This window comes from Arthrobacter sp. NPDC056493, from assembly GCF_042795115.1.
Taxonomy (GTDB): Bacteria; Actinomycetota; Actinomycetes; order Actinomycetales; family Micrococcaceae; genus Arthrobacter.
In genome coordinates this window covers 137,305-162,615 of the sequence record NZ_JBHTSL010000004.1, presented here as the reverse complement: position 1 = coordinate 162,615, position 25,311 = coordinate 137,305, and the positions used below count along the sequence as shown (strand labels likewise).

19 protein-coding genes and 2 pseudogenes are annotated in these 25,311 nt (G+C 61.3%); 18 read left to right on the top strand and 3 right to left on the bottom strand.

Features of this window, described 5'->3' with window-relative positions:
• Window positions 1-153 precede the first annotated feature (153 nt).
• From tal to ACFQ50_RS03220, 9 genes and pseudogenes are all read left to right on the top strand, one after another.
• Window positions 154-1,099 (top strand): annotated as a pseudogene (gene tal / locus ACFQ50_RS03260) (transaldolase); the annotation flags it as partial.
• 390 nt (window positions 1,100-1,489) lie between these two features.
• Window positions 1,490-2,833: an MFS transporter gene (locus tag ACFQ50_RS03255; protein ID WP_377994079.1), complete on the top strand. Its 1,344-nt coding sequence runs from the start codon at window positions 1,490-1,492 to the stop codon at window positions 2,831-2,833.
• Window positions 2,834-3,143: 310 nt separating this feature from the next.
• Window positions 3,144-5,258, top strand: coding sequence for a polysaccharide lyase family protein (locus ACFQ50_RS03250; protein WP_377994078.1), 2,115 nt, complete (start codon window positions 3,144-3,146; stop codon window positions 5,256-5,258).
• Window positions 5,259-6,082: 824 nt separating this feature from the next.
• The gene (locus tag ACFQ50_RS03245; RefSeq protein WP_377994077.1) at window positions 6,083-6,595 is read left to right on the top strand and encodes an SRPBCC family protein; all 513 of its coding nucleotides are present in this window, start codon (window positions 6,083-6,085) and stop codon (window positions 6,593-6,595) included.
• Between the two features lie 120 nt (window positions 6,596-6,715).
• Entirely contained in the window at window positions 6,716-7,609 is an 894-nt protein-coding gene (locus ACFQ50_RS03240) for an oxygenase MpaB family protein (RefSeq protein ID WP_377994076.1), read from the top strand.
• 85 nt (window positions 7,610-7,694) lie between these two features.
• Window positions 7,695-8,078: a hypothetical protein gene (locus ACFQ50_RS03235; RefSeq protein WP_377994075.1), complete on the top strand. Its 384-nt coding sequence runs from the start codon at window positions 7,695-7,697 to the stop codon at window positions 8,076-8,078.
• Window positions 8,078-9,082, top strand: a complete 1,005-nt coding sequence (locus tag ACFQ50_RS03230) for a hypothetical protein (protein ID WP_377994074.1) — start codon at window positions 8,078-8,080, stop codon at window positions 9,080-9,082. Before ACFQ50_RS03235 ends, ACFQ50_RS03230 begins: the two co-directional genes overlap by 1 nt.
• A gap of 281 nt (window positions 9,083-9,363) precedes the next feature.
• Window positions 9,364-10,392, top strand: coding sequence for a DUF4192 domain-containing protein (locus ACFQ50_RS03225; RefSeq protein WP_377994073.1), 1,029 nt, complete (start codon window positions 9,364-9,366; stop codon window positions 10,390-10,392).
• A 795-nt stretch (window positions 10,393-11,187) separates the two neighbouring features.
• Window positions 11,188-11,940, top strand: coding sequence for a DUF5131 family protein (locus ACFQ50_RS03220; protein WP_377994072.1), 753 nt, complete (start codon window positions 11,188-11,190; stop codon window positions 11,938-11,940).
• Here ACFQ50_RS03220 and tcmP read toward each other — a convergent pair.
• Complete coding sequence (gene tcmP / locus ACFQ50_RS03215) at window positions 11,928-13,106, bottom strand: three-Cys-motif partner protein TcmP (RefSeq protein WP_377994071.1); 1,179 nt, start codon at window positions 13,104-13,106, stop codon at window positions 11,928-11,930. The two genes, ACFQ50_RS03220 and tcmP, sit on opposite strands and share 13 nt — an antisense overlap.
• Before the next feature lie 661 nt (window positions 13,107-13,767).
• On the opposite strand from tcmP, the gene ACFQ50_RS03210 reads away from it, so the two are divergent.
• The 3 genes from ACFQ50_RS03210 (at window position 13,768) to ACFQ50_RS03200 (ending at window position 15,753) form a co-directional block, all read left to right on the top strand.
• Window positions 13,768-14,049, top strand: a complete 282-nt coding sequence (locus ACFQ50_RS03210) for a hypothetical protein (RefSeq protein ID WP_377994070.1) — start codon at window positions 13,768-13,770, stop codon at window positions 14,047-14,049.
• Window positions 14,050-14,207: 158 nt separating this feature from the next.
• Window positions 14,208-14,768 carry a DUF2511 domain-containing protein gene (locus tag ACFQ50_RS03205; protein WP_377994069.1) on the top strand — a complete coding sequence of 187 codons (561 nt, stop codon included), beginning with the start codon at window positions 14,208-14,210 and terminating at the stop codon, window positions 14,766-14,768.
• An 82-nt stretch (window positions 14,769-14,850) separates the two neighbouring features.
• Window positions 14,851-15,753, top strand: a complete 903-nt coding sequence (locus ACFQ50_RS03200; protein ID WP_377994068.1) for a DUF4238 domain-containing protein — start codon at window positions 14,851-14,853, stop codon at window positions 15,751-15,753.
• 24 nt (window positions 15,754-15,777) lie between these two features.
• Here ACFQ50_RS03200 and ACFQ50_RS03195 read toward each other — a convergent pair.
• Window positions 15,778-16,323: pseudogene (locus ACFQ50_RS03195) on the bottom strand (DUF6308 family protein); the annotation flags it as partial.
• Between the two features lie 182 nt (window positions 16,324-16,505).
• Window positions 16,506-16,805, bottom strand: coding sequence for a DUF4193 domain-containing protein (locus ACFQ50_RS03190; RefSeq protein WP_377994067.1), 300 nt, complete (start codon window positions 16,803-16,805; stop codon window positions 16,506-16,508).
• Between the two features lie 155 nt (window positions 16,806-16,960).
• On the opposite strand from ACFQ50_RS03190, the gene ACFQ50_RS03185 reads away from it, so the two are divergent.
• The 6 genes from ACFQ50_RS03185 (at window position 16,961) to ACFQ50_RS03160 (ending at window position 25,236) form a co-directional block, all read left to right on the top strand.
• Window positions 16,961-17,971: a competence protein CoiA family protein gene (locus ACFQ50_RS03185; protein WP_377994066.1), complete on the top strand. Its 1,011-nt coding sequence runs from the start codon at window positions 16,961-16,963 to the stop codon at window positions 17,969-17,971.
• A gap of 155 nt (window positions 17,972-18,126) precedes the next feature.
• Window positions 18,127-18,435 carry a hypothetical protein gene (locus ACFQ50_RS03180; protein ID WP_377994065.1) on the top strand — a complete coding sequence of 103 codons (309 nt, stop codon included), beginning with the start codon at window positions 18,127-18,129 and terminating at the stop codon, window positions 18,433-18,435.
• Window positions 18,436-19,213: 778 nt separating this feature from the next.
• A complete protein-coding gene (gene mobF, locus ACFQ50_RS03175) occupies window positions 19,214-22,774 on the top strand; it encodes a MobF family relaxase (RefSeq protein WP_377994064.1) in 3,561 nt (1,186 codons plus the stop codon).
• A gap of 26 nt (window positions 22,775-22,800) precedes the next feature.
• Window positions 22,801-23,388: a hypothetical protein gene (locus ACFQ50_RS03170; protein WP_377994063.1), complete on the top strand. Its 588-nt coding sequence runs from the start codon at window positions 22,801-22,803 to the stop codon at window positions 23,386-23,388.
• Window positions 23,389-23,893: 505 nt separating this feature from the next.
• Entirely contained in the window at window positions 23,894-24,397 is a 504-nt protein-coding gene (locus ACFQ50_RS03165; protein ID WP_377994084.1) for a recombinase family protein, read from the top strand.
• 260 nt (window positions 24,398-24,657) lie between these two features.
• Window positions 24,658-25,236 carry a hypothetical protein gene (locus ACFQ50_RS03160; RefSeq protein ID WP_377994062.1) on the top strand — a complete coding sequence of 193 codons (579 nt, stop codon included), beginning with the start codon at window positions 24,658-24,660 and terminating at the stop codon, window positions 25,234-25,236.
• Window positions 25,237-25,311 lie beyond the last annotated feature (75 nt).

Sequence of the window (25,311 nt, the reverse complement as noted above, 5' to 3'; positions counted from 1 at the left end):
GTCCCGCAGCTCTGCGGGACTCAGCGCCAGCACCTGCCACCTCTTGCGGCCAGCCGCAGGTTCCCGGCAAAAACCGACAACCGCCCACGGCCATGACAAGCGGCGCCTACAACGAAGCTGATTCGGAGGCTGCTGTAAATCCAGTCCCTACAGATCTCCAGGAGCTTTGATACGACCACGCCCACCCAGCGGCTCTCCGACGCCGGAGTTTCCATCTGGCTCGATGGCCTCTCCCGCGGACGCCTGGATACCGGCGTCCTGGCCAAGCTCATCGAAGAGAAAAACGTGGTCGCTGTGACCACCAACCCGTCCATCTTCCAGACCGCCATCACGGCCGGCACCGACTACGACGCCACCATCGCAAAGCATGGAGCGGCCGGCGCCAGCGTCGAGGACACCATCTTCGCGATCAGCACCGACGTCGCCGACGCATGCGACCTGTTCGCCCCGGTGGCAGCAGCTCCAACGGTGTCGACGGGCGCGTGTCCATCGAAGTTGACCCCCGCCTGCCTGGCACACGGCCGGCACCATCGCCGAAGCCAAGAACCTCTACAAGAAGGTGGACAAGGACAACGTCCTCATCAAGATCCCGGCCACCCTCGAAGGCCTGGGGGCGATCACCGCTACCCTCACCGGGGCATCAGCGTCAACGTGACCCTGATCTTCTCGCTCGAGCGGTACCGCGCCATCATCAACGCCTTCCAGACCGGCCTGGAGCAGGCCAAGGAACGGCCACGATCTCGCGAAGATCCACGCCCTCGCCTCGTTCTTCGTATCCCGCGTGGACGCCGAGATCGACAAGCGCCTCGACGGCATCGGTACCCTGCAGGTACTATCGCTCAAGGGAATGGCCGGAATTGCCAACGCCCGCCTCGCCTACGAGGTCTACGAAGAGCTCTTCGCCACCGAGCGCTGGGCACTGCTGGCCGAAGCCGGCGCGCTCCCCCAGCGGCCGCTGTAGGCCTCCACCGGCGTCAAGGACCCGGCCTGCCCGGACACCCTGTGCGTCGCTGAACTCGTCGCCCCCGGCGTCGTGAGCACCATGCCGGAGAAGACCCTCGAGGCCACCTTCGACCAGGCAGTTATCACCGGCGATAGCACCGAGTACCCAACGCTGAAGCCCTTTCACACAATCACAGACAGAACGGACGTGGTGGTCTGGATCGTGCGCAAGGCAGGCAGTTTTGCGGTAGTCGCACGGAAACAAAGCCACGTAATCCCATTGAGCGCGTGACGCTGTCTTCATCGACTTTTACGGCCTGAACTGGACGCCTGCCACCCGCCAGTCCACCGGCGGCCCCCTGATGTTCTTGACTCGTGGCCGTCCCTGCAAGGCATCCGCAGCGAGCGGTTGACGTGACGGCCCTCACCCCATAACCTAATGAAACGATTCATCGGAAAGCGCTTGCCAACCCTTGCCGCTCCCGACTGAAGCCCTCCGAAATGAGAATTTCGGTTCCTTGCCAATGATGACGAAGGAATTTATAGAATGCGCACAACCTCCGGGGATGCCCGCCCCGCCCTTGAAACCAGTGTGGGCCAGAAAGATCCGAAGAAGGCTGCAATGAGCGGCTGGATCGGCGGCGCGCTTGAATACTACGATTTCGCGCTGTACTCGCTGGCCGCGACGCTCATCTTCCCCGCGACCTTCTTTCCGTCGGAGAATCCGACCGTCGGGATCATTGCTTCACTCGCCACCTATGCCGTGGGTTATGTCAGCCGTCCGGTCGGCGCGATCGTTTTGGGAGCCTACGGTGACCGGCACGGCCGCAAGCACGTACTTGTATTCGCGATGTTGCTGATGGGCTTCGCTACCTTCGCCGTCGGACTCTTGCCCACGTACGGGCAGATCGGCATCCTCGCACCGGTTCTGCTCGTCATCCTCCGGCTGATTCAGGGTTTCGCGGTTGCCGGCGAGCTGGGGGGTGCCAGCGCGATGATCGTCGAACACTCCCCCGATGCCAAACGCGGCTTCTTTGCCAGCTTCAGCCTTCAGGGCACCCAGGTCGGCTCGATCCTGGCCACGGCTGTTCTGCTTCCTCTCGCTGCTCTTCTTCCCAACGATCAGTTCAGCGCCTGGGGCTGGCGTGTTCCTTTCCTACTCAGCGCTATCGTCATCCTGGCTGGATACATCATCCGCCGCCGGGTGCAGGAACCGCCGGCATACCTGGCGAATTCCGAGACGGCCGCCCCGGCACGCCGGTTCCCCCTCATTGAGATCTTGCGCACGCGTCCATCGGTCTTGGCCCGCTGCGTCATCATGACGTTCACGAATGTGATCGGCATGGCAACCCTCATCTTCGGGGTTTCCTACGCGACCCAAAAGGGCTACGGCATCGGCTTCTCCAGCAGCGAATTCCTCTGGGTAACACTCGTGGCCAATATCGCTGCCGTAGTGACGATCCCGGTGTTCGGTGCGCTGTCCGACAGGATCGGTCGCCGGACGCTCATGGTAGCGGGCGGGATCGCTGGGGGTGCTCTTTCAGGAGGATACCTCTGGGCTGTAGACCAAAGAAGCCTGGCACTGGTCTTCATATGCGTCGTCATAGTGCAAGGCATCTTCTTTCAAATGTGGAACTCTACATTCGCCACGTTCTTCCAGGAGCAGTTCCCCATGCGGATCCGGGTCACAGGGTTTGCGGTGTCACAAAACGTCGGCCTCATGATCGCGTCATTTTTCCCCAGCATCTTCACTGCAGTCGCCCCTCCAGGAACGGACAACGTTCCCCTTGTCATCGGGCTCACCACATTCGGTATCTGCCTTGTCGCCGCGCTGGCTACTCTCCTGACCCCGGACACGAAGGGCAAGTCCCTTCAGGACCTCGAGAGCTAAAGGGCCATTTCCCAACACTTCCCTCCCCCGGGAAATACTTCCCGGTGGGCCACTCCATTCAACGAGGAGCGAACGTATGCAGTCAGATCAGTTGCAGCCTAAGCAGGCAAAGGGTATCTCCCGCAGGACCGCCCTTCAGGGGTTCGGAGGTGCTGCTCTCGGTACCGTCTTGGCTGGGCACGTTGGCAGCGGTGCCGCGGTCGCCGAATCGGGACAAGGCGTCAAGGTCCTGATCAACGGCGAACCGGCGAGAGTCGGAAGCTATGCGTTTCCAGGCGAAGCGTCAGAACTCGTTCTCGACAATGGGCTTGTGCGTGCCACGTTCGGGCGGGACGACGCCGGAATGGTCACCGGCTGGCAGGACGTGTCCATCACCGCAACGTCAATTGTCGTCGCCGGTACAGAGCTGGCGCATAACCTCAACGGCGTCAATCCACGCGATCCTGACCGCCAGCACTCCTTCTACGTCGACGCAGGCGGGGGAAAGACACGCCTGGTGTGCTCGAGGGTTGATGTCGTCCGCGTCGAAGCGGGACTGGTCGAGGTGGCATTCGTCGATACCACCAGCACTCCCCTGCGCCACGAGCACCATCTGGTCATGAGGTCCGGCCGCCGCGGTATTTACGGCTACAACATCATGACCGCCGTGGCCGACACCGTCCTCAGCGAGGTCCGGATGAATACGAGGTGGGACCGCGGCCTTCTCGACCACTCCTACAACTGGGAACGGGGGGCAGGGCAGCAGCCGACATACGCATATCTGGCCACACAAGAGAGTCTTCAGGACGAGACCTGGCGGATTGACGGGGCCAACAACCCGGACCTTCCCAGCCCGGACAGCAACTCCGGCAACCTGCCCGCGGGCTCGGTTTACAGCAAATACGACTGGAGCCTCTACCACCACGAGAACCCGATGTTCGGGCACTTCGGCCACGGGTTCGGTGCCTGGTTCACCCCGCTGGGCGGCGTCACCGGTGACACACTCTGCGCCTACTATGGCGCCGGACCCCAACATCAAGACCTCGCGATCCACCAGGACGCCCTCATCCTCAACTACTTCGCCCGCAACCACTACGGCGAGCCCGGCTATCAGGTTCCGGCAGGCTACCGCCGCCTGTATGGACCCTGGCTTACCTTCTTCACTGTCGGCGACCCCGCAGAGCCCGGTGCGCTGGTCGCACAAGCCGCGCGGACGGCCCAGGCCGAGATCAAAGAACACAGAGAAGGCGCCCCTTGGGTAACCGACCCCCTTTACCCGGCCCCGGCTGACCGCACCACTGTCACCGGCCGCGTCCGGCTGACGGACCGGCGCCCGGCTACGAACTTCCATGTCATCCTCTCCACCCAGGACAGCGAGAGCGTCTTCCCAATCGCCGAAGCGACCTACTTCGCCACCACTGACGCCGAAGGACGCTTCCGGCTCCCCGGCATCCCTCACGCGTGGAAGCCGGGCACCGCAACGCCGGGAACATATGTCCTGTACATCCAGCCCGCGGCAGGGTCAGTGACCGACCTCTACCGCCGGCCAGGCCTGGTCGTCTCGGGCCGGTCCCAGGACCTCGGCGAAATCATGTGGACCCCCACCACGCACGGCACCTTCCTCTGGCAGCTCGGCCGCTCCGACCGGACTGCCGGCGAGTACGCACTGGCCACCAAATCGCCGGTCACGGCCCGGCCGCGGGGGTACGAGAAGCCCTCCGTAATTCCAGCGGACCTCACCTTCACCATCGGCGAGAGCTGGGAGCCGACCGACTGGTACTACGCCCAAACCAACAGGGGCACCTGGACCGTCCAGTTCACCCTGGACCGCCCCTACACAGGCACTGCGTACCTCACCGTCGCCACTGCAATGCAGCAAGGAGGCGCCCCGGCAGTGGCAGTCAACGGCAACAGCTCCGCCGTCACCGGCGCCCTCCCCAACAACAACGACTCCACGATTGCCAGGCAGGCCGACCGCAGCGGTTTTCCGCGCACGGCCGTCCTGTCATTTCCCGGGGAGCTTCTCGTGGCCGGCGAGAACCGCATCACCTTCACCCATGGCGCTCCGACGGCAGCTGGAAAGGGCCCCGGATGGGACACTCTCGTCCTGGAAGTCGACGAGGGCACCCCGCCCGCCGCCGCCCGGCTGACAGCCTCCTTGGTCAAGAGATCTGCCGGCGCCGGCAGGACCACCTGGGAAGTGACCATTCATAACGACGGCCCCGGCAACGCCTACGACCTGCGCATTCAGGGAGTGAGCACGCCCTCGGGGCAACCCGCACAGACCATCGGGCGAGACCCCAACAGCTTCGCCGTACCCGTAGCCGCGGTTCTGACACCCGGTGGAAGTACCGTCACCCACATCACTGTTGCCGGTGGCCAGCCGGTCACAGTCTCGCTGACAGCCGACGGAGGACGAACAAACGCCACGACGGGGGGCCACTGACAGGCGTAAGGGAGCTTGTCGGCTGAGGGAAAACGGCGGGCTGCGGGCGCTTCCGGGCACTGAAGATACCCACGGTCAGATCACGGTCAAGCCTGCCGGTGAGAAACATCCAGCCAAAGAAAACGCCCAGGGACGACGTTGCTGAGCTCATTGATTTCGTTGACCACTGGGACGTTTTCGCGAGCACGAACAGATTCACATCGAGAAGGAGGGCACCGGGAACAGGCCCGCGCGGACCTGACAAACCGTGAGAGGCGCAATATTCTCTCAGCACACCCCAAGTCAGGTCCTCCGCCCCGATGCTCATTCTGGCCATCCAGCCGGACATGCGGGCCATCATCAGCAGATACCCAACCACAGTGCTCTTCGCGTAGCCCAGTTGGAGCATCCCGGCCACAACATCGTCCCGGTTAGCGGCCAGAGGCCCTGCAACGTGAACCCGTGACGAATCGATCATGATCTTGGTCCTTTCCAGAATTGGAAAGACCAACATGAACCCGCCCGCGGATTATGCCGAGCTATCGCGGGCCTGACCCGCCCACCTGACACCACCGGCTCGGTCTCTGGCAGCAGGGGCAGCAATGTGGCATCTGGTTCCTTTTCGGCTCTCCAGCGAAAAGAGGTCAGCACACCCACCGACAGGGAATCTCTCGAACGACCATGCGAGCACAGAGACTGTGCACAAGTTGCTGATATTGGAACGCGATGCTTCTTCCGATGCCAGGGACGGTGGCGCCTTGTCACGGGTCAGCGTCTTGCAATCCTCGGCATATGGAAGACCGCGGTGCAGCCGGGCCGTATACACGTCGTGCCAAGATACCTATATGCCTCCCCGCCTCTTCGACCTCAGCTCTACCTGGCACCTCCCCGTGCCGCCAGAAAAGGTGTGGGCAATCATCGCCGACATCAACATGAGCTGGCCCAACTGGTGGCCACGCTGCAGTTTCGCGGGGCCGCTGGTTCGCACCAAACCCCTGACCAACTCCCAAGAGGACATCCTCAAGGCGACCACCGCGCACCTCAACTTCAAGGCCGCGCTGGGTTACACACTCACCATCAGCATCCACCCAACAGTCGTCGTCGCACCTCGGGAGATAGATTTCGATGCCGGCGGGCACTTGAGAGGAACCGGGCGGGTAGTGCTCACTCCCGACGAGCAAGGCAAAGCAACACGCATGGACATTGAATGGCGCGTCCGCCCTACCCAACGATGGATGAATCTCCTCACGCCGATTGCCGCCCCGGCCTTCACGGCCGCCCATGCTCTCATGATGAGACAGGGAGAAAAGGGTTTGGTCAAGGCGCTGGCAAAGCAAGCACCAGCGAACGCACAGTAGACCCGTCTACAATCGACTAGCCACGCGGATTCAACAGTCCTACCATGGAGGTGGTCAGCCGAGCTGGGGAGCTGAGGCCCCTCCTCGAGCGCGGACTTTCAGGCACGGGAAAGGGGCACGATGAATCTTCATGAGTCGCTCGCCGCGAGCCTCCGCCACCAGGAAACGGCACAGCCGCAGGACTGGGAAGCCACGTTCCGCAACATGGCCCTCTTCGATCTCGCAGCGGACATGGAACTCGGCTTCTTCCTTTCGTACTACCGCAATTTCGCCATCCCGAGCATCGCTGCAACGCTGCACAGCAACGCTGAAATCCAGCACCGTCCCATGAAGCGCTCCTACGACACCGCCATCGTCATCTACGAACTCATCGCCACAGGACTCGACAGCGGCCGCGGCCGCGCAATGGTTGCCCTCCTCAACCGGGTCCACCGCAACGTACCTGGCAGCAAGGACGACTTTCTGTATGTCCTCCTCACCCTGCTGGTGGTCCCCATCCGCTGGACCCAGAGGCACGCCTGGCGCCAGCCCACAGCTGCAGAGCTCGCAGCTGCTTCACGATTTTTCGCCGAGCTGGGATCCCGGATGAACATCGCCGGCATGCCCACTACCTATGCTGACGCCGAGGCCTTTTTCGACGCATACGAGGCGGCGCATGTCGCGCCATCCCCCGAAGGTCAGCATCTGATGGACGCCACGGTCCAGGTCTTCCAAAGCCGGTTGCCGGCGCCCCTGCGCCGCTTGGCGAAACAGATCATCAGCACAATGCTCGATGACGACCGCCTCACCGCGGCGCTCGGCCTCCCCAACTCGAGCCAGACTTCCCGAGCCGCCCTCACAACCGCACTCATAGTCCGAAACGCGATCCGCCGTCGTCGGCCGCTGAAGGAGCAGCCGCATTTCACGCCCGGCAAAGCCGGGTCGTCTCTATACCCGAACGGGTATTCTCTGGGCCAGATCGGTCCGGTCAATGTTCCCCACTCCCCCGCGGCCCGAAGCAATGAACTATCGTGACGCCCGAAAGATAGCCCGGCGAGCGGAGCACGGCTTCGGTCTGCCCGACGACGCGACCCTTCTGTACATCCAGAACAAACTGGAAATGCAACGCGCCCGGCCCATAATCGTCGACGAACTCCCTGGCATGCGCGGATCAGAACTGTGCGGTGTCTGGCTCATCTGCGCCGACCGCGACATAGTCCTGCATGCCACGGTGAAATCCAGCTGGCACCGGCAACAGATCATCCTGCACGAGTTCAGCCACATGATCCTTCAGCACGACCTCGAGGAACCGAGCGAAGACTTGGTCACTGCTTTCCTTCCGGACCTGGGCGTCGAGGTTCTCCGGGCTCTCGGCCGCAGAAGCTACACCGACGACGCAGAATTCACAGCCGAGGCCCTTGCTGACCAGCTTGCAATGCGGATCAACAACAGCGAGATCCCCAGCCTGCCCGAGCCTCTGGCCTTTCGCCGCGTGTTCGGCTGATGGAAGCCGTCCCCGCAGCCGCGCTGTGGGTGCTTACTGTCCTTCGGCTGCCCATCGCCCGAGATCCTGACCGCGGCAGCGTATTTCGCGCCACTATCCTGGCCGCAATTGCCTGCACACTGTATGTCCCCGCCGTCTACTACGGCATCGATCCGCTGCTCGGTGGCCAGAACCGCGTAGGGCTTGCCACCCTCCTGTCTCTACTTCTTGGGTTTTGGCAGTTCCGAACTGCCATCCTGCTGGCTGCGGTCGCGGATAAAGAAGTACGACGGCGGCAACTCACGTTGGGCCGTTGGGCTGCGGGTGCCGCCTGCGCGGCGGTTACTGCAGGATTTCTCACCAGCCGTGTAGATCTCACCGATCCCAACCTGCCACTGACATACGGTGACCAGCCCGGGATGGCGGTTTTTCTCTGGACCGGCTCGGCCTTCATCATGTGGATCTGCGTCGACATAGCCCGGGTATGCAGGAGCAACATTCCTCACATGCGTACACCGGCGTTTCGATCGGCGTTCACCCTCATCGCCGTCGGTTGCGTCTTGTTCGCTCTGGTCCTGCTCGACCGGCTGCTCTACGGCGCGGTCATCAAGGTTGAAGGCACTGCCAGCCCGACGGCAGCTGTCCTCACCAGCTTCTATTGGGTGGGCGAAACGTGCGCCGTGCTCCTCGTCAGTCTCGGGCTACTTCTCCCCCGGCTGGCAGGACGTCTCAAGCATGGCACCTTCGGGCTCCGCGCCAGGCTGTTGCTCTGGGAGACCACTCCGATATGGAACCGCATTGCCTTTGGCCAGTACGAGTTAGTCCTGCAGGACAGACGCGCCAGTCGGCTGTCGTTCCTCTGTCGGCACGCCGAAAACCAGCTTCACCGGCGGTTGGTAGAAATACGTGATTGTGAAATGGCCAACCCCGAAACTTCCGGGCGCCTGGCCGCCCACGACCGCTCCGTCGTCGAACGCGCCGAACAGGCACTCGAAAGGCGATCCGGCGCACAGTCGACGCAATAACCCCCAGACAAACTGCGGTCTCTAGGATCATGCCGCGGTGCCCCCACCTGCCCATGAATGAGCAAAAGCAACTTCGCTGTTTGTCATTCTGATCCCGATCATCGCTGGGCAGGTCCTTCGCACAACTGGGGGCAGCGCGCCGTTCACGAACCATGAGTTCGTTCGGTGCTCCTGCGTCGCTTCGTCCGGACCCGCAAGCCCAGCGGTGGCTCTCCAATCAGAATGACGCCGAAATCTGACGGGCGCATCCGCGGTCCGCCGGCCGATGAAGGAGAAGGATCATGGAAGAGCTCACCATCCGCACCCCAGCCGACGTACTCAGTTTCGTCGGCCACACCCTCGGGTTCTGGCCTCGCGAGAGCCTGGTGTGCATCACTTTGTCAGATAAGCACGTTGGGGCGACGCTCCGCGTTGATCTGCCGAAGCCGGGCACTGAGATCAGCTACGCGCAGACGGTCGCCGGTTACCTGTCCCATGACACCAATGCCGAGAGTGTCCTCTTTGCCGTATACACCTCTCAGGAAGAGCAGGCAGGTACGGTCAAGCCCCAGGCGGCAACCATTGCCGCGTTGACTGGTGCCCTCGCCGAGCGCGGGATGTCCATCCGCGATGGACTCTTGGTCGGGAACGAAAGGGTCTCCCAATATGATGGAAGCCCCGAGGACGGTCGGTCACTCCCGCTGGCTGCAACACAGTCCAGCCAGATCAACGCCGAATTCGTCTACCGCGGCAGCACCATCGAACCGACAAATCGGATCACTTTGCCTGCCTCAACCAAAGAAACCGAAACTACGGATGCGGTGCGCGACCGCGTCGCGGCACTCGGGGGCTTGAAAGTAGGGGAAGCGCTCGAGCAGGCCCGGGCGCGCTGGACGGAAATGCTTGGGTCGAACAGCTACCCGGACCAGGATGAAATCGTGAACCTGATCGCGGATCTCCAATTCCCCGTCATCCGAGACAGACTGATGGCAGACATCCCAGGAATCGACGAACGCATGGACCGGATCCTCCTGGCCCAAACCCACGACAAGCCGCAGTGGTCTCGAGTCGAGTGGGCGCAGCAGCTGCTCCTCCATGCCTACACGCACAGCAGCACCAAGCACTCCGCCCCCCTCCTCACTGCGGTGGCCTTCATCAATTGGTGGGAAGGCAGAGGCAGCAAGGCGCACCAGTTCCTCCAGCTCGCCCTCGAGGCTGACCCCGCCTATCACTTGGCCAGGGTCAGCGACCTCATGATCGGCTCCGGGATGGTCGCCGGGTGGAACATGGATAAGGGTACGGCGTACCGGGACCCGGGTTTGAGTGCCTGACGTGGATTCTTCGGCTGCGTCCCAGCACAATGAACCGCAGTGTCGCCCGGACTGAGAGCAGGAACCCGGAACTCACACCCAGTTCGGGCCCGAGCAGCAGGGCCGGTCACGTTGAGGCTGAGGAGGCTCAAGCCCCGCCGGGCAAGGGAGGCGACGGCCACCGCACTCATCAGCATCCAGGCCTTGAGCACGCTGGCGTCTGGCCCCACTATGGGAACGAACAGGCCAAGGCCTGCTAGGGCGCAGCTGCCGCTGAGATCCTGCTCAGCACAAGTGAACGCGCCGCCATCAGCATCTCGCCAAGGACCAGGCTGCAGTTGGCACGGTAAATATTTGCAATACAGGTGCGTGAACGAGCAGGCCCTCGAGGACTGCATGTGCAGAATTGGACTGCTGCTAAGCCGCCGGGCGCCCGGGCTTGAGGACTTTTGGACAGGAAGACCTAGCTCCTCTGCTCCAGTAACTTATCGTATCGATGGACGTGAGCAGAGGGCTGCACTGGGACCTCTTGGGCCTCATTGCATTCCCCGCTCCCGCAGGAGCGCCTATCAGTCTCGTGATGGTCTCGTCAAGGAGCGAAAAGCGTGCTTCATCCGCGCAAGCAGGCCAATATCGCCCTCGCCACCACATGCTCATGTCCTTGATTCGCGCATGGACGATGAATGAAAGCAATCTTTGATCCCCGTGGATCGAAACACACCCCTGGGGATGCGATCACAAGGGTTTACTCGAAGATATATTCGAGCTGTAATGTTGGGTGTTGGCAAAATCGGCCGCAGAACCGAAGGAACGGTAATGAGCGCAAAGTCCCAAATCGAGTGGACGGAGGCAACATGGAATCCTGTCACGGGCTGCGACCGCGTAGCTGCAGGCTGCGATAACTGCTATGCGCTCGCACTGTCGAAGCGGCTAAAGGCAATGGGCGCGGAGAAGTACCAAAACGACGGGTCCCCCATTACGAGCGGCCCAGGGTTTGGTGTCACCATTCATCCACAAGCTCTCCGGCAGCCCTACTCCTGGAAGGCACCTAGGGTCGTGTTTGTGAACTCCATGAGCGACCTGTTCCACGCCAAGGTTCCAGTCTCTTTCGTGCAGGACATTTTTGATGTCATTGCTGCTACTCCCCAGCACACATACCAGGTACTGACGAAGCGGTCACACAGGATGGCCCGAGTAGCTAGCCGATTAGATTGGCCCCAGAACCTCTGGATGGGTGTTTCGGTTGAAAATCAAGACGTGGTGAATCGAATTGATCATCTGCGGCAAGTACCGGCCGCTGTTCGCTTTCTGTCCTGCGAACCTCTCATCGGACCAATTGAAAGACTGAACCTGGGTGGAATTCACTGGGTCATCGCGGGCGGCGAATCGGGGCCAAACCACCGTCCAATGGACCCCCATTGGGTGGAGAGTATCCGGGACCAGTGCCTCGAAGCAGAGGTGCCGTTCTTCTTCAAGCAATGGGGTGGAAGAACACCTAAGCAGAATGGGAGGACTCTAGCGGGCCGCACATGGGACGCGATGCCCTCTACGCTCTCTCAGGCTTTGTGAAGCCAGGCTCTGTCCAAGCGCGTTGGAGGCTTTTGGATCAGACCTCCACTGTGGAGACTTGCTACAGCCTTCCTTAACTCCCGTGTGCCCGCAGTGCCCAGCGTGAGGCCGAACGCCGCTTCCATATGCTCCCCCAGCGATATGCTCGAACGATCAGACAGCAGCGATCGCAGATTCGTTTCGATCGTTCGTACGGCTTCAGTCGACAATCGGTTGTCCTCCGACTCACGGTCAGGCAGCACGTCGACGTCAAACAAAGCCATGGGGTCGCTGTGTTTCTCGGCATATCGCTCCCAATGGGCGTGTCTCCAGTTCCTATGTGCCCTTGCGGCTGCGTCAATAAATGGAAGCTTTGCTGCATCATGGGAATGAAATAGCATCAGGGAAAAGAACGGCTGAGTGGCGCGTTCGCGACGCACAGGCACCGATAAAGCATGCACTCCCGCCCTAGACGAAATCATTTGTGCATATCGCTCTGCAACTTCCATTGCCGCCTCTGCAGCCGATCGGTATTCGCCTTGGTCGTCCATTGCTTTACGTGCCGTCCGGAAGCTCTCATGCCACCAGTCACCGCCAAGGAAGCGGTCCGCTGTTTCTAGGGTGGGCTTACCATTGACACCATTCATCGCCCTGGCAGAGTTGAGAAAGCCTCCGAAGCGCCACACGGCCTCAATATTGAAATTGAGCAGCACTTCCGTTGAAGCCCTACCGGGGCGACGCAGGATTTTATCAACCAACAGGTCCGCAGACAGCGCGGTCCCAAAGGGGTCCAAGAATATCAATGCCGGCCGCCCCTCAACGGCTTTCAGCACCGTATCTATCCGATCTTCCAATGTGCCCTGCAGGGGTCCTACTATGTCTACCCCGTTACCTTCCGCAGAAATTACTTCAGAGAGGCGGCTCGCATTCGCGGCGAGTTTCTCGACAAAAACGCAGCGGAGGTTGGAAGTGGGTACTTTTAGGGCGGCATGCATGGCTATAACCGGTGAACCTTCTTCACTCCCGTCGTAACGACCACTGCCGGCGTATCCGTCGACGAAGGCGACGCCCTGGGGGTTGAACGATCCCAGTTTGGCCGCCCAAGGAGTGAGGTAATCCTCTAGCAATTTGTGCTTGAAAATCGCAGCGGGTTTCTTCTCCCGAAAAAACTCTCGACTGTTCCCCATTGCTGCCCCGTCCGTTGGTTGCCACGGTCAACATGAGCCTATGGCGTTGTAGCCATTTACTCCCGCCTTTTGTAAGGACGGACATTGACATGCAAGCAATCTTGCCAGACCTGTCCGACGGTCTGCCTCACCGGAAGAACGTGTTTGCCCTTGTAGACGTTTGAAGTCGTCTTCCCGGCACCTCGACTCTACGCACCGCATCACATGGTTTTCTCAAGCTGGTTGTGAAAGCAGTAACTGGCTCTGGAATGCTTACCCTTGGGATTACGCCCAGGCAAAGGGATGAAGAACGAGATGACCGCCACCTCCTATATCGTTGAGATCTTCTGTGACGAGTCTGGTCACGACGGCGAGAACCTAATGGCAGGCACCACCCCAGTTCTAGCGCACAGCAGTCTTCACATGGATCTTGCCGAGGCGACTAATCTTCATCTGGGCCGCGAGCTACAGTATCTAGCCACGAAAAGCAGTGCTTGTCCCCGCAGCTGAGCGCTAGGAACGTCCCCTCCCCCGATTATTGCCACAGCATATCGACGTGCCGATGATTCACCTTCAGTGGGGATCCACCACTGCACGAAAGTCAGTTCCGGGTAACCAACCACGACCTGCCCAGCTGGGCCGATATGCTCAACTTCATTCGAGAATCAAGCATGGGGGAAGCATGACTGGAAGCCCGATCTACGGGGCCGGCTACTACCAGGGGCACCAGGACGGTCATAAAGAGGGTCACAATGAGGGCCTGGGACAAGGTGCTGGTCTAGGCGCCGTCGGCGTCATCGCCGTCACCGGTGCAATTTATGGCGTGAAGCTGGGCATCGACAAGCTCAAGGACCTTGCGGCCGTCAGGCATGAGAAGAAGCTGCTGAGGATGGAACAGCTGGAGACTCCCCCTGTGGATGCCGCAAACGACGGTGACGATACCACTACGGGAGCGAACTCATGATCACTTCCCGGTACGCAGCGACGGCCCGCATGTTGTTTGCCGGACTGCTTCTCGCTGGCTGCGCAGCGCCCGCATCCGAGCCCGCCGATGAGACTTCAAAGCCGTCGACTCCGTCGGCATCAGGAGCTCCTGTCAGCACGCTGACTGATGCAGAACGTGTGACCCAAGCAGAGGACGCGGCTCAGGCCGAACTGCCCAATGCCCCAATCTGGAAGGGCATGACTTTCAAAGGCGTTGTGGTTGACGAATCAGAGATCTGCGTTGACCGTACCTGGGCTCCCGGAGGAGGCCCGGAAAAGCTCGGCGGAAATGCAGGGTACGTCGTAGTCAGCTTTCCTCCGGTCGCCGTCGGCAATCCGCAGGACGGAACCTGCGCAGAATATGCACCAGCTGAAGCAAAAGCAGCCGCCAAGGTCGAGGTGCCCGCCGCGGTGGCAAATGATCCAGGTCTTCTTATCAGCACCGAGTTCGGAGATAAGTGGCCGCTGACAGTTCCTTACGTCGTGGCCCACTGCGAGAACATCACGGTTTCCAGCCGGCCCCTCAAGGTGGCGACTGTTGATGCTCCGGATGGCAAGACCTATGCAGCCAATGGCACAGCCAAGGACCACGGCAACTATCTCGACATTGATCCAATCTGGGCGCCGCATCCCGATGTCACCGGTCTGAAGGTCGACATCAGTCCGGTCATCGATGCGGCTCTTGAACTGTGTAATTGAACGGGCGATAGGGTTCTCGCGTTTGCCTCAAAGCACCGGGTCAACAACTGTTGCTGCTCCCCATTAGATACAAGGAAAGATTTTGAACGAGCCTGTCCGGCATCACTACGTGCCACAGTTCCTCCTACGGCGCTTCGCAAACGCCAAAGAGCAACTGCGGATACATCGGATTGCCGACGGCAAGAGCTTCACGTCCGTGGTTCTGAACACCGGTCAGGTCAAAGACGGTCACACACTCTATGGTTCAGAAGGCCAAAAGGACCGGTCGCTCCTGGAATCATCCATGAGTCATATTGAAACTGAATCCGGTGCAGTGATTGATGAACTCGTTGGTTCCACAGCTACCGAAGTTACTGATGAACAGAAGCAGGAGATCATTTGGCTTGCCGGCCTTCAGATCCTCCGTAGCCGGTTCACCCTTGGGTGCGTGGCACATGGGGCTCGGGACGAGTATCCGAAGGACGCCTCTGCCGAAGACATTCGAACAGGCCTTCTGCGGGCAGCCTTGTTCTCCTATCTTGCCACTTGGCCAAGCAGGAATGACCAGTTCTCCAGGCCCAAGGACAGGTGGAACCCATACACTGGAAGCCTGCTGGAATTCAGATGGGACGTCATGCGCTACCGGTCCCCCAGCCTGGTTCTTGCCGACGCGTTCGCCGCTCAGAGCGGGATTCGAAGGGACCTGAAAGAGAATTACGCCCCTGTTGAGCACAGGTGGGCTATGCATGGTTTTGGTGTTCCCCTTCATGATTGCGAGCGGGTGACGATACCACTGAGTCCGTACACCGGGCTGTATCTGCATCGCTTTGAAGGTCGGAGAAGGCTCAAAGCTGAAGACTTCAATCAATACACCGTGTATTCGTCGCGGGATTTTGTTGCGCATAATGTGGACTGGAGCGACATGAACCCGCGGCTATACAAGTCCATGGCCCGCCAGCTGGAACTTCAAAGGATGCTTCGGATGGCTATGCCGGCGAGTTTCTGAGGAGATCCAGGACTGGCCAAGTATCTACTTTCGGCTCTTCCGGCGGCGTCCGCCGAGCCCTTGGTCCTTCCCGTGACGCCACAGGATCACATCCATGATCCGCAGCTCAGACAGCGGCAGCTCCACTTCCGAGAGCCGGTGAATCTCTGCCAGGCGCTCAGGCAGGCTGGTACTGTCTGTCAGGAGCCCATGCCAGTTCACCCACTGGCCTTCAGAGCTGTCCGCCCCAATGACATCACCAATCATGTCATCCCAGACGGGAATCAGGTGGGGTCTCTTCCTATCCATGATCTTGCTTGCTGTCGTGGCGCCGATGCCCCAGCGGTTGCTCTTCGTTCTGCGGAGTTTCTTCCAGAGCAGAGCGGCAGGACCCTGCCCCGTGAGCAGGGCTGCTGCGTCTTTGCTGCTGAGGCTGCTCAATGCAACATCGGTGGGGATCAGCCTCAGCAACTCTGTGATGCGCGCTGCTGTATCGCGTTCAGCCAGTCCCACCGTGGCCTTTGCCGGAACGATGACACTGAGCATGGACACGGCAACGGCGTCACTGTCCGTGCTGACATTCTTGTTTGCTGTGTCCCCGCGGCCGGCCCTGAGTAGAACGACCCCTCGCCGATGAACACCCGGACGGCCTGCTGCATGGCACCGGGTTCACCCAGCGCCTGGAAGTGTGCCTCCAGGTCTGCCGTGGCCGGCAGGGTGAAATTCCTCGCGGACGCTGCCAGATGTGCTCCGGGACAGCCAGCCAGAACCTCTCAGCCCTCACATTCGGTGCAGGAGGCATGGCCGTCCTTCTCGCGCGCCTTCTGCGAACGGTGGCGGACCAGGAAGCAGGAGTAACAAGTGAACTCGTCGTCGGCCTGGGGAATGACATCCACGATGAGTTCTTCGGCGATGAACTCTCCGCCCGGAGTCAGGCCATCCGAGGTGTCAGCCTCGTCGAGCTCCTGAACGACCGACTTGGCGTCGGGCGCCTTGGCAGTCTTCAGGGCCTCCAGGGAGTTCTCCTGGGATTCCTTGACGTCGGTGCGCAGTTCATCGTAATCGGTTGCCACGAAGGTGTATCTCTTTTCTGTTGATGGTATGTCGGCGACTGCAACGTAACGGACAGAGCAGGAATTCCCTAAATCATCTGATAGGCAGCCTCAGTAGACCGGCCGCACCTATTGGCCTACAAGGAAATGTCAGTCCTTCAGCTCATACTGTGCCCATGATCGAGATACGTCGGCTCTTTCCCCGCAAATGGGAACCGTCAGATCCCCTCGTCGCCTACAACAACGCGGACGGGCAGATTGTCATGGCGGCGGCCATGCACCGCGGAAACAGCTCCTACTACGACCGCTACGGTTACCAGGGCTCCAAGGAGATCGTCTGCATCGACTGCAAGGAAGACGGCCGCGAAGTCCCGGTGCAGCTCGTCGACGCCAAAACCCGGTGCAAGCACTTCCGCCATCAGGCTGGCGAGGCTCCCGACGGCTTACGCCGCGACGGCGAGACCGCTGGGCACCTGCACGGCAAGCGCTTCATCATGGACTGGGCGAGAGACCAGCACCACATCCTTCCTTGGTCTGTCCAAGATGAGGTTTGGATCCCTGGCGTCCGGCTGCGCAGCGACGTCAGAGCAACAGCCACTTCCGGCCGGCATCTGGCGTTCGAGGTCCAGCGCAAGCCAATGGACAGCAAAGGGTGGGACCGCCGCCACGGCGGCTATCAGACGGCAGGCATCCATGACGTGTGGCTGTGGTCTCCGGACGTTCCTGACCTGGTCCTCGATCTGCCGCTGAGCAGTGTCGTCCTGGATATGGAGTACGAGTCCCTCGGTGTCCTCGTGGCAATATACGGGGGCCGTTACCGCCACCCCACGGCTGAGCGGTACCTCGTGTATCCCACCCACTACGCCTCCGCCCCGCTGTCGGAGTGGAGGCTGTCGGGCGCAGGATCCCTCGTGCCTCCACCGGGCATGGCTGAATTCATTGGGGACAAGCCGGAACCGGCCCGGCTGGCACAACTCAAGGCCCATCGGGAAGCGCTGGCCCGGCGGACGTCCAGACAGCCGGCGACGCCGGTTGAGCGGCGGACAGACGCCGTCAGCCAGTACAGGAACCGCACCAGTTACAGCCAGGTACTGGGAGCCAGCGCAAGTGCGGCGCGTATCGACCCTGAACGGGACGCGCGACGTGAGGCAGAGGCCATCGAACGCATCATGGGCCGCAAACGCTAGACCGATCTGCCCCGGCAGACTCTAGAGCCCGCCGTCGCCCTTCCCTGCCTCGGCTGACATTTCGGCTAGGATTCGCATGGCCGATCGATGCTCTTGGGGTCCAGAGCGGGTTGCGTCGTCACCATTCCCGCTTTCACTCGACAGGAGCTGCTCTCGTGTCCAGCGTCCTTCCCGTCATCGTGATGTTCCTGCGGCCGCCGGACTCATCCTCGTTCGCGGTCAGCATGGGAATGCTTCTCGTGTTCACGGCGCTGCAATGCCGGGCTGCGCTCAGACTGCCGCGGGGCGAACGCTGGGCCAGGTACGTCCTGACCGCCGTAGCAGTGCTGTCCCTTGCTGGTTTTACTGCCCTGAACAACATCCTGGTCGTTATGGGTCTGATCCTCAGCCTTGCCGGTGCCGTGCTGATGTGGCTGCCGGCGTCCACCACCCACATACGAAGGAGCCGCTCAGCAAGTGGCTAGCCCATCGTCGTCAGCGGCGGCCAGTCCTGGGCCGCTGCCAGCCCGAAGGCGCCCGACCGCCGTTCCCTCCCGATCTTTCCGAAGCCACTGTCGTCTCCGCAGCGGTCCTCAGAGACCCGACCCCGGTCGAGTTCTGCATTGGCTACTGCCGCGGCTTTGTTTCCCGGCGCGTCAACTACCTCACACCTCTGGCATCCAAGGTGATCACCGTGAGGTCAGCTCACGGTTGGTCATGTCGTGAGCTGGGCCCCGGCAGATGAACCAACGTGGGCAAGAGAATTTGTGCCGAATGTCGGGAGGGCTTCGAACCGAGTCGCGCTTCTCAACGCTTCTGCTCTACTCGCTGCGCCAACAGACAGCGCGATCGGCGACGTCGGCAGCGTCTCTCAGCGTCAACACCGATAGCCTCCGCGGCATCACTAGACGGCTCCGAACTCGCCACGCCCACGCGTCGAGACCGAGCAACAGCCGAAGTGACTCGCGTCCAAGGCTCGAGCAGCCGAGTCGTGGCTTCGCTCCACGCCCAGCTCCGACTTCAAGCCGTAGACGTCGAGGGCCTCGAAGCCGAGGCCGCGGAGCAACGGGCCGCCGCCCAAAACCTTCGCCTAGAGCTAGGCCGACTCCAAGCCATTCAGAAAACTGATGCCCAGGATCTGGTCCACGTCGCCGGCAAGCTACTGGCACTCGCTCGGGCCGCCGGCGTCGAACTCGACCCCAAGTCCAAGGAGTTGTTCCGCCGCCGCGGATGGAGCAGCTCGGGCCGCCGGGGACAACAGCCATGACCATGTCCATTGCCCGGCTTTCGGCCCAGTCCGGCCTGAAGTACTTGTTCAAAACCACCATGATGGATGACCTAAGGGTCACTCCCGTGGATGCCACGAATTACTACATGAAGTCGGGAACGCCCCCCGGCCGCTGGGTAGGTTCGGGCCTGGAAGGAATCAGTCGTGAAGCTGGGGATGTCGTCACGGAAACGGACGCCAAGGCCGTCTTCGACCAGGCCGCTCATCCGGACACCGGCACTCCACTCGGCCGTCCTCACGGCCAGCCGACGCTCGTCCAAAAGAGTGGCGGGCCAACCGAAATTCGTCACGCCGTCGTTGGATTCGACCTCACATTCAGCGTCCCAAAATCCGTCTCGGTCCTCTGGGCACTCAGCCCGCGGAGCATCCAGGACCAAATCCTCGAGACCCACCACCAGGCAGTCAGCGCCACCCTGCAATGGCTCGAGGAGTCCGTCATCCACACGAGGGCGGGCCGCAACGGCGTCGCCCGTATCGGCACCCGCGGGGCGATTGCCGCCGCCTTCGACCACTGGGAGTCGCGTGCCGGTGATCCCCAACTGCACACTCACATGGTCCTTGCCAACCGGGTCCAGCGCATCACCGACGGCGCCTGGGCCACGCTGGACTCTCGGACGCTGTACAAGGCGGCAGTCGCGGCCAGCGAGCGGTACAACGGCCTCCTCTTCGACGCCCTCAGCCGCAACCTCGGCACCGAGACGGACTTCCGCAAGCCAGCCGCGACCACACACAACCCCAGCCAGCAGCTCACCGGCGTCGACGATGCGCTGATTCGCGAATTCTCCAACCGCTCCCGCCTCATCGATCTCGAAACCGACCGGCTCGTGGCCGAATGGACTGCCGGCCACGGCACTCCGCCATCCGCGACAACCGTCATCAAGCTCCGGCAGCAGGCCACCCTTTCAACCCGGACAGCCAAATCGGAAACGGTCGCACCGCTCCACGAACTCTCGGCGCAGTGGCAGAAACGGACAATCAAGAAAGGCTTCAGTCCAAGCCATGTTCTCGCCGCAACCGTTCGGCGCTCCCACAGAACCCCATTCCGCTCCTGCGACTTCGCTCCGTCCTGGATCGACGCCGTCGGATCACTGGCACGGGAGCGTGTGGCCATCAAACGCGCCACCTGGAACCGGTGGAACCTCCTCGCGGAAGCCGAACGTGTCTGCGCCGAAATTCGCTGCAAGACAGCGAAGGACCGCAGCTCCACGATCGATGCTGTGGCCACGGCCGCGGAAAACCAGTCCGTGGCGCTTAACGAGCGCCGTTATACCGTCCCGGTCGATGCGCATTCTGATCTTCATTTCGCAGGACATTCGGTCTTCGATTTCCAGGGCTCCCGCCTGTTCACGGATGCAGGGACTCTCGCCGCCGAGGATGCCGTTATGGATGCAAGGAACGACGACGGCGGTCCAGCCGTGAGCGCGGAAGTCACCATGGAATCGCTCGCCAGTTACAAGCACCGTGGGCGTCTTGGACTGCACATGGATCAACGCGCGGCTGCGGCCACTGTCCTGCTCAGCGGCAACCGGCTCGACGCCATCGTCGGTCCTGCCGGTACTGGCAAGACCACCACGCTAGGCGCAGTCAAGGCAGCTTGGGAAGCAACATTCGGAGCTGGAACGGTGGTTGGACTGGCACCGGCGGCAGCGAGCGCCGAGGTTCTGGGGCGAGAGCTTGCGATGGCCACCGAGAATGTCGCTAAATGGCTCCACGAGTCCGCCGGCCAGGGAGCCGGCAACCGGGCGGCCCAGTTCTTCGATGTCGAGCAGCGTCTTACTCGTCACCAAGGTGACGGGAACCCACACGCCGTCCGGCTGGCACAAAAGGCCGCGTGGCTCGCTGCTGAACAGGACAGGTGGCGTTTTCATCGGAACCAGCTGATCGTCGTCGACGAGGCCTCCATGGTGTCCACTCTTCAGCTGGCCGCCATTGCACAGCAGGTGCGAGACGCCGGGGCGAAGGTCCTCCTGGTGGGCGACCCGGGACAATTGGACGCCATTGACGCCGGCGGCATCCTTGGCTGGCTGGACCGTCAAGGCAAGACGTCCCGGCTGACAACTATTTGGCGGTTCGAACAAGCCTGGGAGCAAGGCGCGTCGCTGATGCTCCGGTCGGGAGATTTTTCCGCAGTTGCCGAGTACAACCGTCACGGACGCCTTCGCCACGGCTCATACCTGGACATGGTTGATCAGGCCTATCTCAACTGGCAGGCCGACATCAAAGCCGGCAAGTCCTCCATTCTCATTGCAGCCGAGAATGACACGGTAAACATGCTCAATCAGCGCGCTCAGGCCGACCGGGTAATCCAGGGTGAAATAGACGCAGAACACGCGGTACCAATCAGCGACGGATCTCGTGCAGGCCGCGGTGACGCAATCATCGCTCGCCAGAATGACCGCACCATCATGGACAGCAGCGGAGACTTCATCCGGAACGGAACCATGCTCGACGTCGTCCGTGCAGTAAAGCGCGACGGGTCCCTCACCGCCGTTCGCCGGGATACCCGTGCAACCATTTCCTTGACCCGCGACTATGTCGAGAGTTCGGTTGAGCTCGGATATGCGACAACTGCCCACCGTTCGCAGGGCCTGACGGTGGACACAGGACATACCGTCGTGACGCAAGGTCGTCTCACACGAGAGCTGCTGTACGTGAGCATGACCCGTGGACGCGTGGGAAACCATGCCTACGTCAGCGAGAGCGATCCGCTGGAGGACGAACCTCTGGATCCCGCCCTGCAGGCCACATGGCAGCAGATCCTAGGCGAAGTCCTTGCTGCCGAGGGCGCTGAACGGACGGCCCACGAAGTCCGCGAGGCGGAGAGGACGAAAGCGGATAGCTTGCAGCGCCTCAGTGCTGAGCTCGACTATCTCGCGCAAATCGCCGCTGCCGAGGATCTGTCGGCATTCATCGAGACGTACTCCCCCGGCCCAGTGGCTGAGCTGCAGCAGTCTCCATCCTGGGGCGCGACTGTTGCGGCCTGGCGCCGCGCTGTTCAAGTCAGCCGTCCAAGCGCCCAGCGCGTGGTGAAGGCCGCCCTGGGAACCAGCCAATCGGCCAAAGACGTGGCAGCCGTGGTCCATTCCCGGCTCCGGCGCTTCCTGACTGAGATGCCCGCAGTTGCAGAAGATCCGCTAGCCCCAGTGCACTCCGCACGCCCTGACCTGACAAACCTAATCAGCCAAGTCCAGGAGCGGATGCAACACAGGATGGATCACGTCATCAGAGACGCCCTCACTCATGATGCGGTATGGAAACGGAACCTTGTGGATAGTTTGGACCCGGACGTCCGGTCAGATGACGCACACCACGTCGTAGGCCGAGTCGCGATTTTCAGGGACAGATGGGGCGTTGAAGATTCGCCGCTTCCTTTGGGACCCGTTCCGGCAGCGTACGAGTGGGAGCAGCGCTCGGGGATTGATCAGCTCATTGGCCAACTGGCTCTCCCGCTTACTGGACAGCCTCAGGGGTACGGCTGGGTTGGAGAACCGGCAACTCAGGCAGACAGCCTTATCAATGTCGGCTGGCAGCTCTAAACTGGGCGCGGGGGTAACCAGTGGATATGAACCCAGTCCTGAAGCCCAAGCTTGCAACACCTGCGCTGATCCTCATCAGTGTAGCCGTGGTGACCTGCGCCGTTATTGTTCTTGGCACAGTTGCCGCTACCTGGCCGCCGCCATGGCTCTCAGTCGTAGTGGCAATGGCACTCCTTCTCGCTGCGATCATTGTTGGCGCAATCTGGCTGACTCGGGTACATCGGCTGCGTACTTGGACGGTGGCAGCAAGGGAGAGGTGGAAGAGCTTCGATGAGGCGAAGCGCCTGCACGGCACAACCGCCGAGGTGACCGTCCTGAGCGTTGACGCCCTTGAACCCACCGGATCGTGGATCACCATCCGCTGGAAGCGCTTTGACTATGTGCAGCCCGCTTGGATCGAGGCCCTGCACGAACCAATTTGGCCGGGCTCTGTAGTGCTTATTTCACCAGATCCTGCTCAAGTCAGGCCGGGAGCGCCATGGCCGGCAACATACTACATACCTGCTTCGGATTGCCTTGCCTGGGCGCCCGCGGCGGCCGACGCGGCAGCGCAGCCATGGAGCAGCCATGGAGTGGTCGATCAGCGAGGCGACTGCGGCGACGACCGTAAGTAGGTGACGAGCGGGCTGGCCCATACGTCGCTCCTGCTTTCCCGTAACAGGTTTGTTGTTGAGGATGCCAGCTGCCCACGGTTGCTAGACCAATACCGTCAAAATCCATACAGAATTCGCTGTGCGGACGAACACGGCGAACACTACTGTCAGCCGCAGCACGCCGAAGACAAGCGGCACCACAGTCGTGACCAGTTGCCTGTTTCTGCGTGCATGACGAGGACTGCCATCTACGTTCGACAATCAGAGGACAAGTCCGGCGAGGCCACGGCCGTCTTGCGGCAGGAGCAAGACTGCCAACTACTGGCTCAGGCCAAAGGTTGGGACAGTCCGGTCTTGTACCCGACAACTCGATCAGTGCCTCGAGCGGCAAGACAAGACCCCAGTTCGAACAACTCCTGCGCGACGTTGAAGCAGGGTTGATCGGCAACGTCGTCGTATGGCATCTCGATAGCTGGGCGACCCCACCGGGGTGGCGGTGGCTCAAATTCTGACCGCGATCGCGTCCATGGAGACGGCGCACAAGTGCGAACGCCAGAAGCGGGCCAATCGGCAACGGGCGGAAGCGGGCAAAGCACTTTGGACCCGTCGCCCGTTTCGATACGACCGAAGCACGGACGGCAAGGTCTTCATCGTTGAGGACGAGGTAGCAGCAATCGGCAGGGCGGCCTTGGCTGTGCTACAAGGTGCGACCGTAACGAGCGTCGGGCGGGACTGGAACGCCGCTGGCCTACGGACCACCGCAGGCAAGGGCGGGCTTTGGGGCGTTACCCAGGCCAGGCGTGTCCTCATAAACCCTCGTTATGCCGGCAAGCGCGTCTACAACGGCAAAGACATGGACGGGATCGGCGATTGGGAGCCCATTCTCACGGAAGAGCAGCACCGTGACCTGGCAGTGAAATTGACTGATTGTCAGGGAGGACGCAACTCTGGCCGCGGACGGGTCTGTAGACAACTTCCACCCACAACCTGGTCCAGCTCCGGCTCGAAGGACGTTTCGGGTGAGCCGTGAAACGTCCAAATGCCTTCGTAGAAGTCGCATTGGCTGCTTGAGCCAAGGCGAAGGTGTCAACCTCACCGCTGACATAGAGCCCGGCAGCGGAAAGGATGGAAGTAGAGTCTCGTCGACATAACGAGGCAACGACGCTTTCAGCGCCATGGTGGTGGGGCGCCCCGGAACTCCGTCCGGCCCCACCACACACCTCATCTATCTCGCGTAGGCTTCTTCTTCGAAGAATTAGTTGCCGCCGGAGTTAGGGAAGGGCTACCAGCATGAGTGCCTATGAAGATGTAGTAGAGGAGCGCCGACCAGGAGGAAGTGCTTCCACGTCCACCGGGCTGAAGGTGGAATCCCTCGGTGCTTTTCAGGACAAAATCACCATCATGGTGGACATCTACGCCCGTCTGCACCTGAAGGCACGATTTTTCAGCCGTACCTTGCTCCTGGTCACCCTAGGCTTTTCAGCAATCAGCGCCGGCATGAACCTGATGACGCTCTGGCTGGACCAGCCTTCCCAAGAGGTCCAGATTCTGTTGCGAGCCGCCACGATACTTAGTCTCGTCCTGGTCCTAGGCTCACTTGCATCGACAATTTGGGGATTAGATCAGAGGGCCAGCGAGTGTAACTATGCCTTCCGCCGTCTCATGTCCATCAAAACGAAACTGCGAGTTGCCAGTGTAGAGGAAGCCCGGAGGATGCAGCGTGACTACGCCGAATTCGGTGATGACCTGCCTCAGATCAGCACTCGAGAATTTACCAAGCTCTGGAACGCGGTGCTTAGAGAGCGCGACGCCCGAAAAGCACGAGACGCAAAGCGCGCCGGCAAGAACACAAACTCTTCACATTCATAGTCAACCCCCGCGCTGGTAGGGGCGTCGAAGTCGCTCAGGCATGTCACGGTGGAACCCCCGGCAGTGGGCCATCCC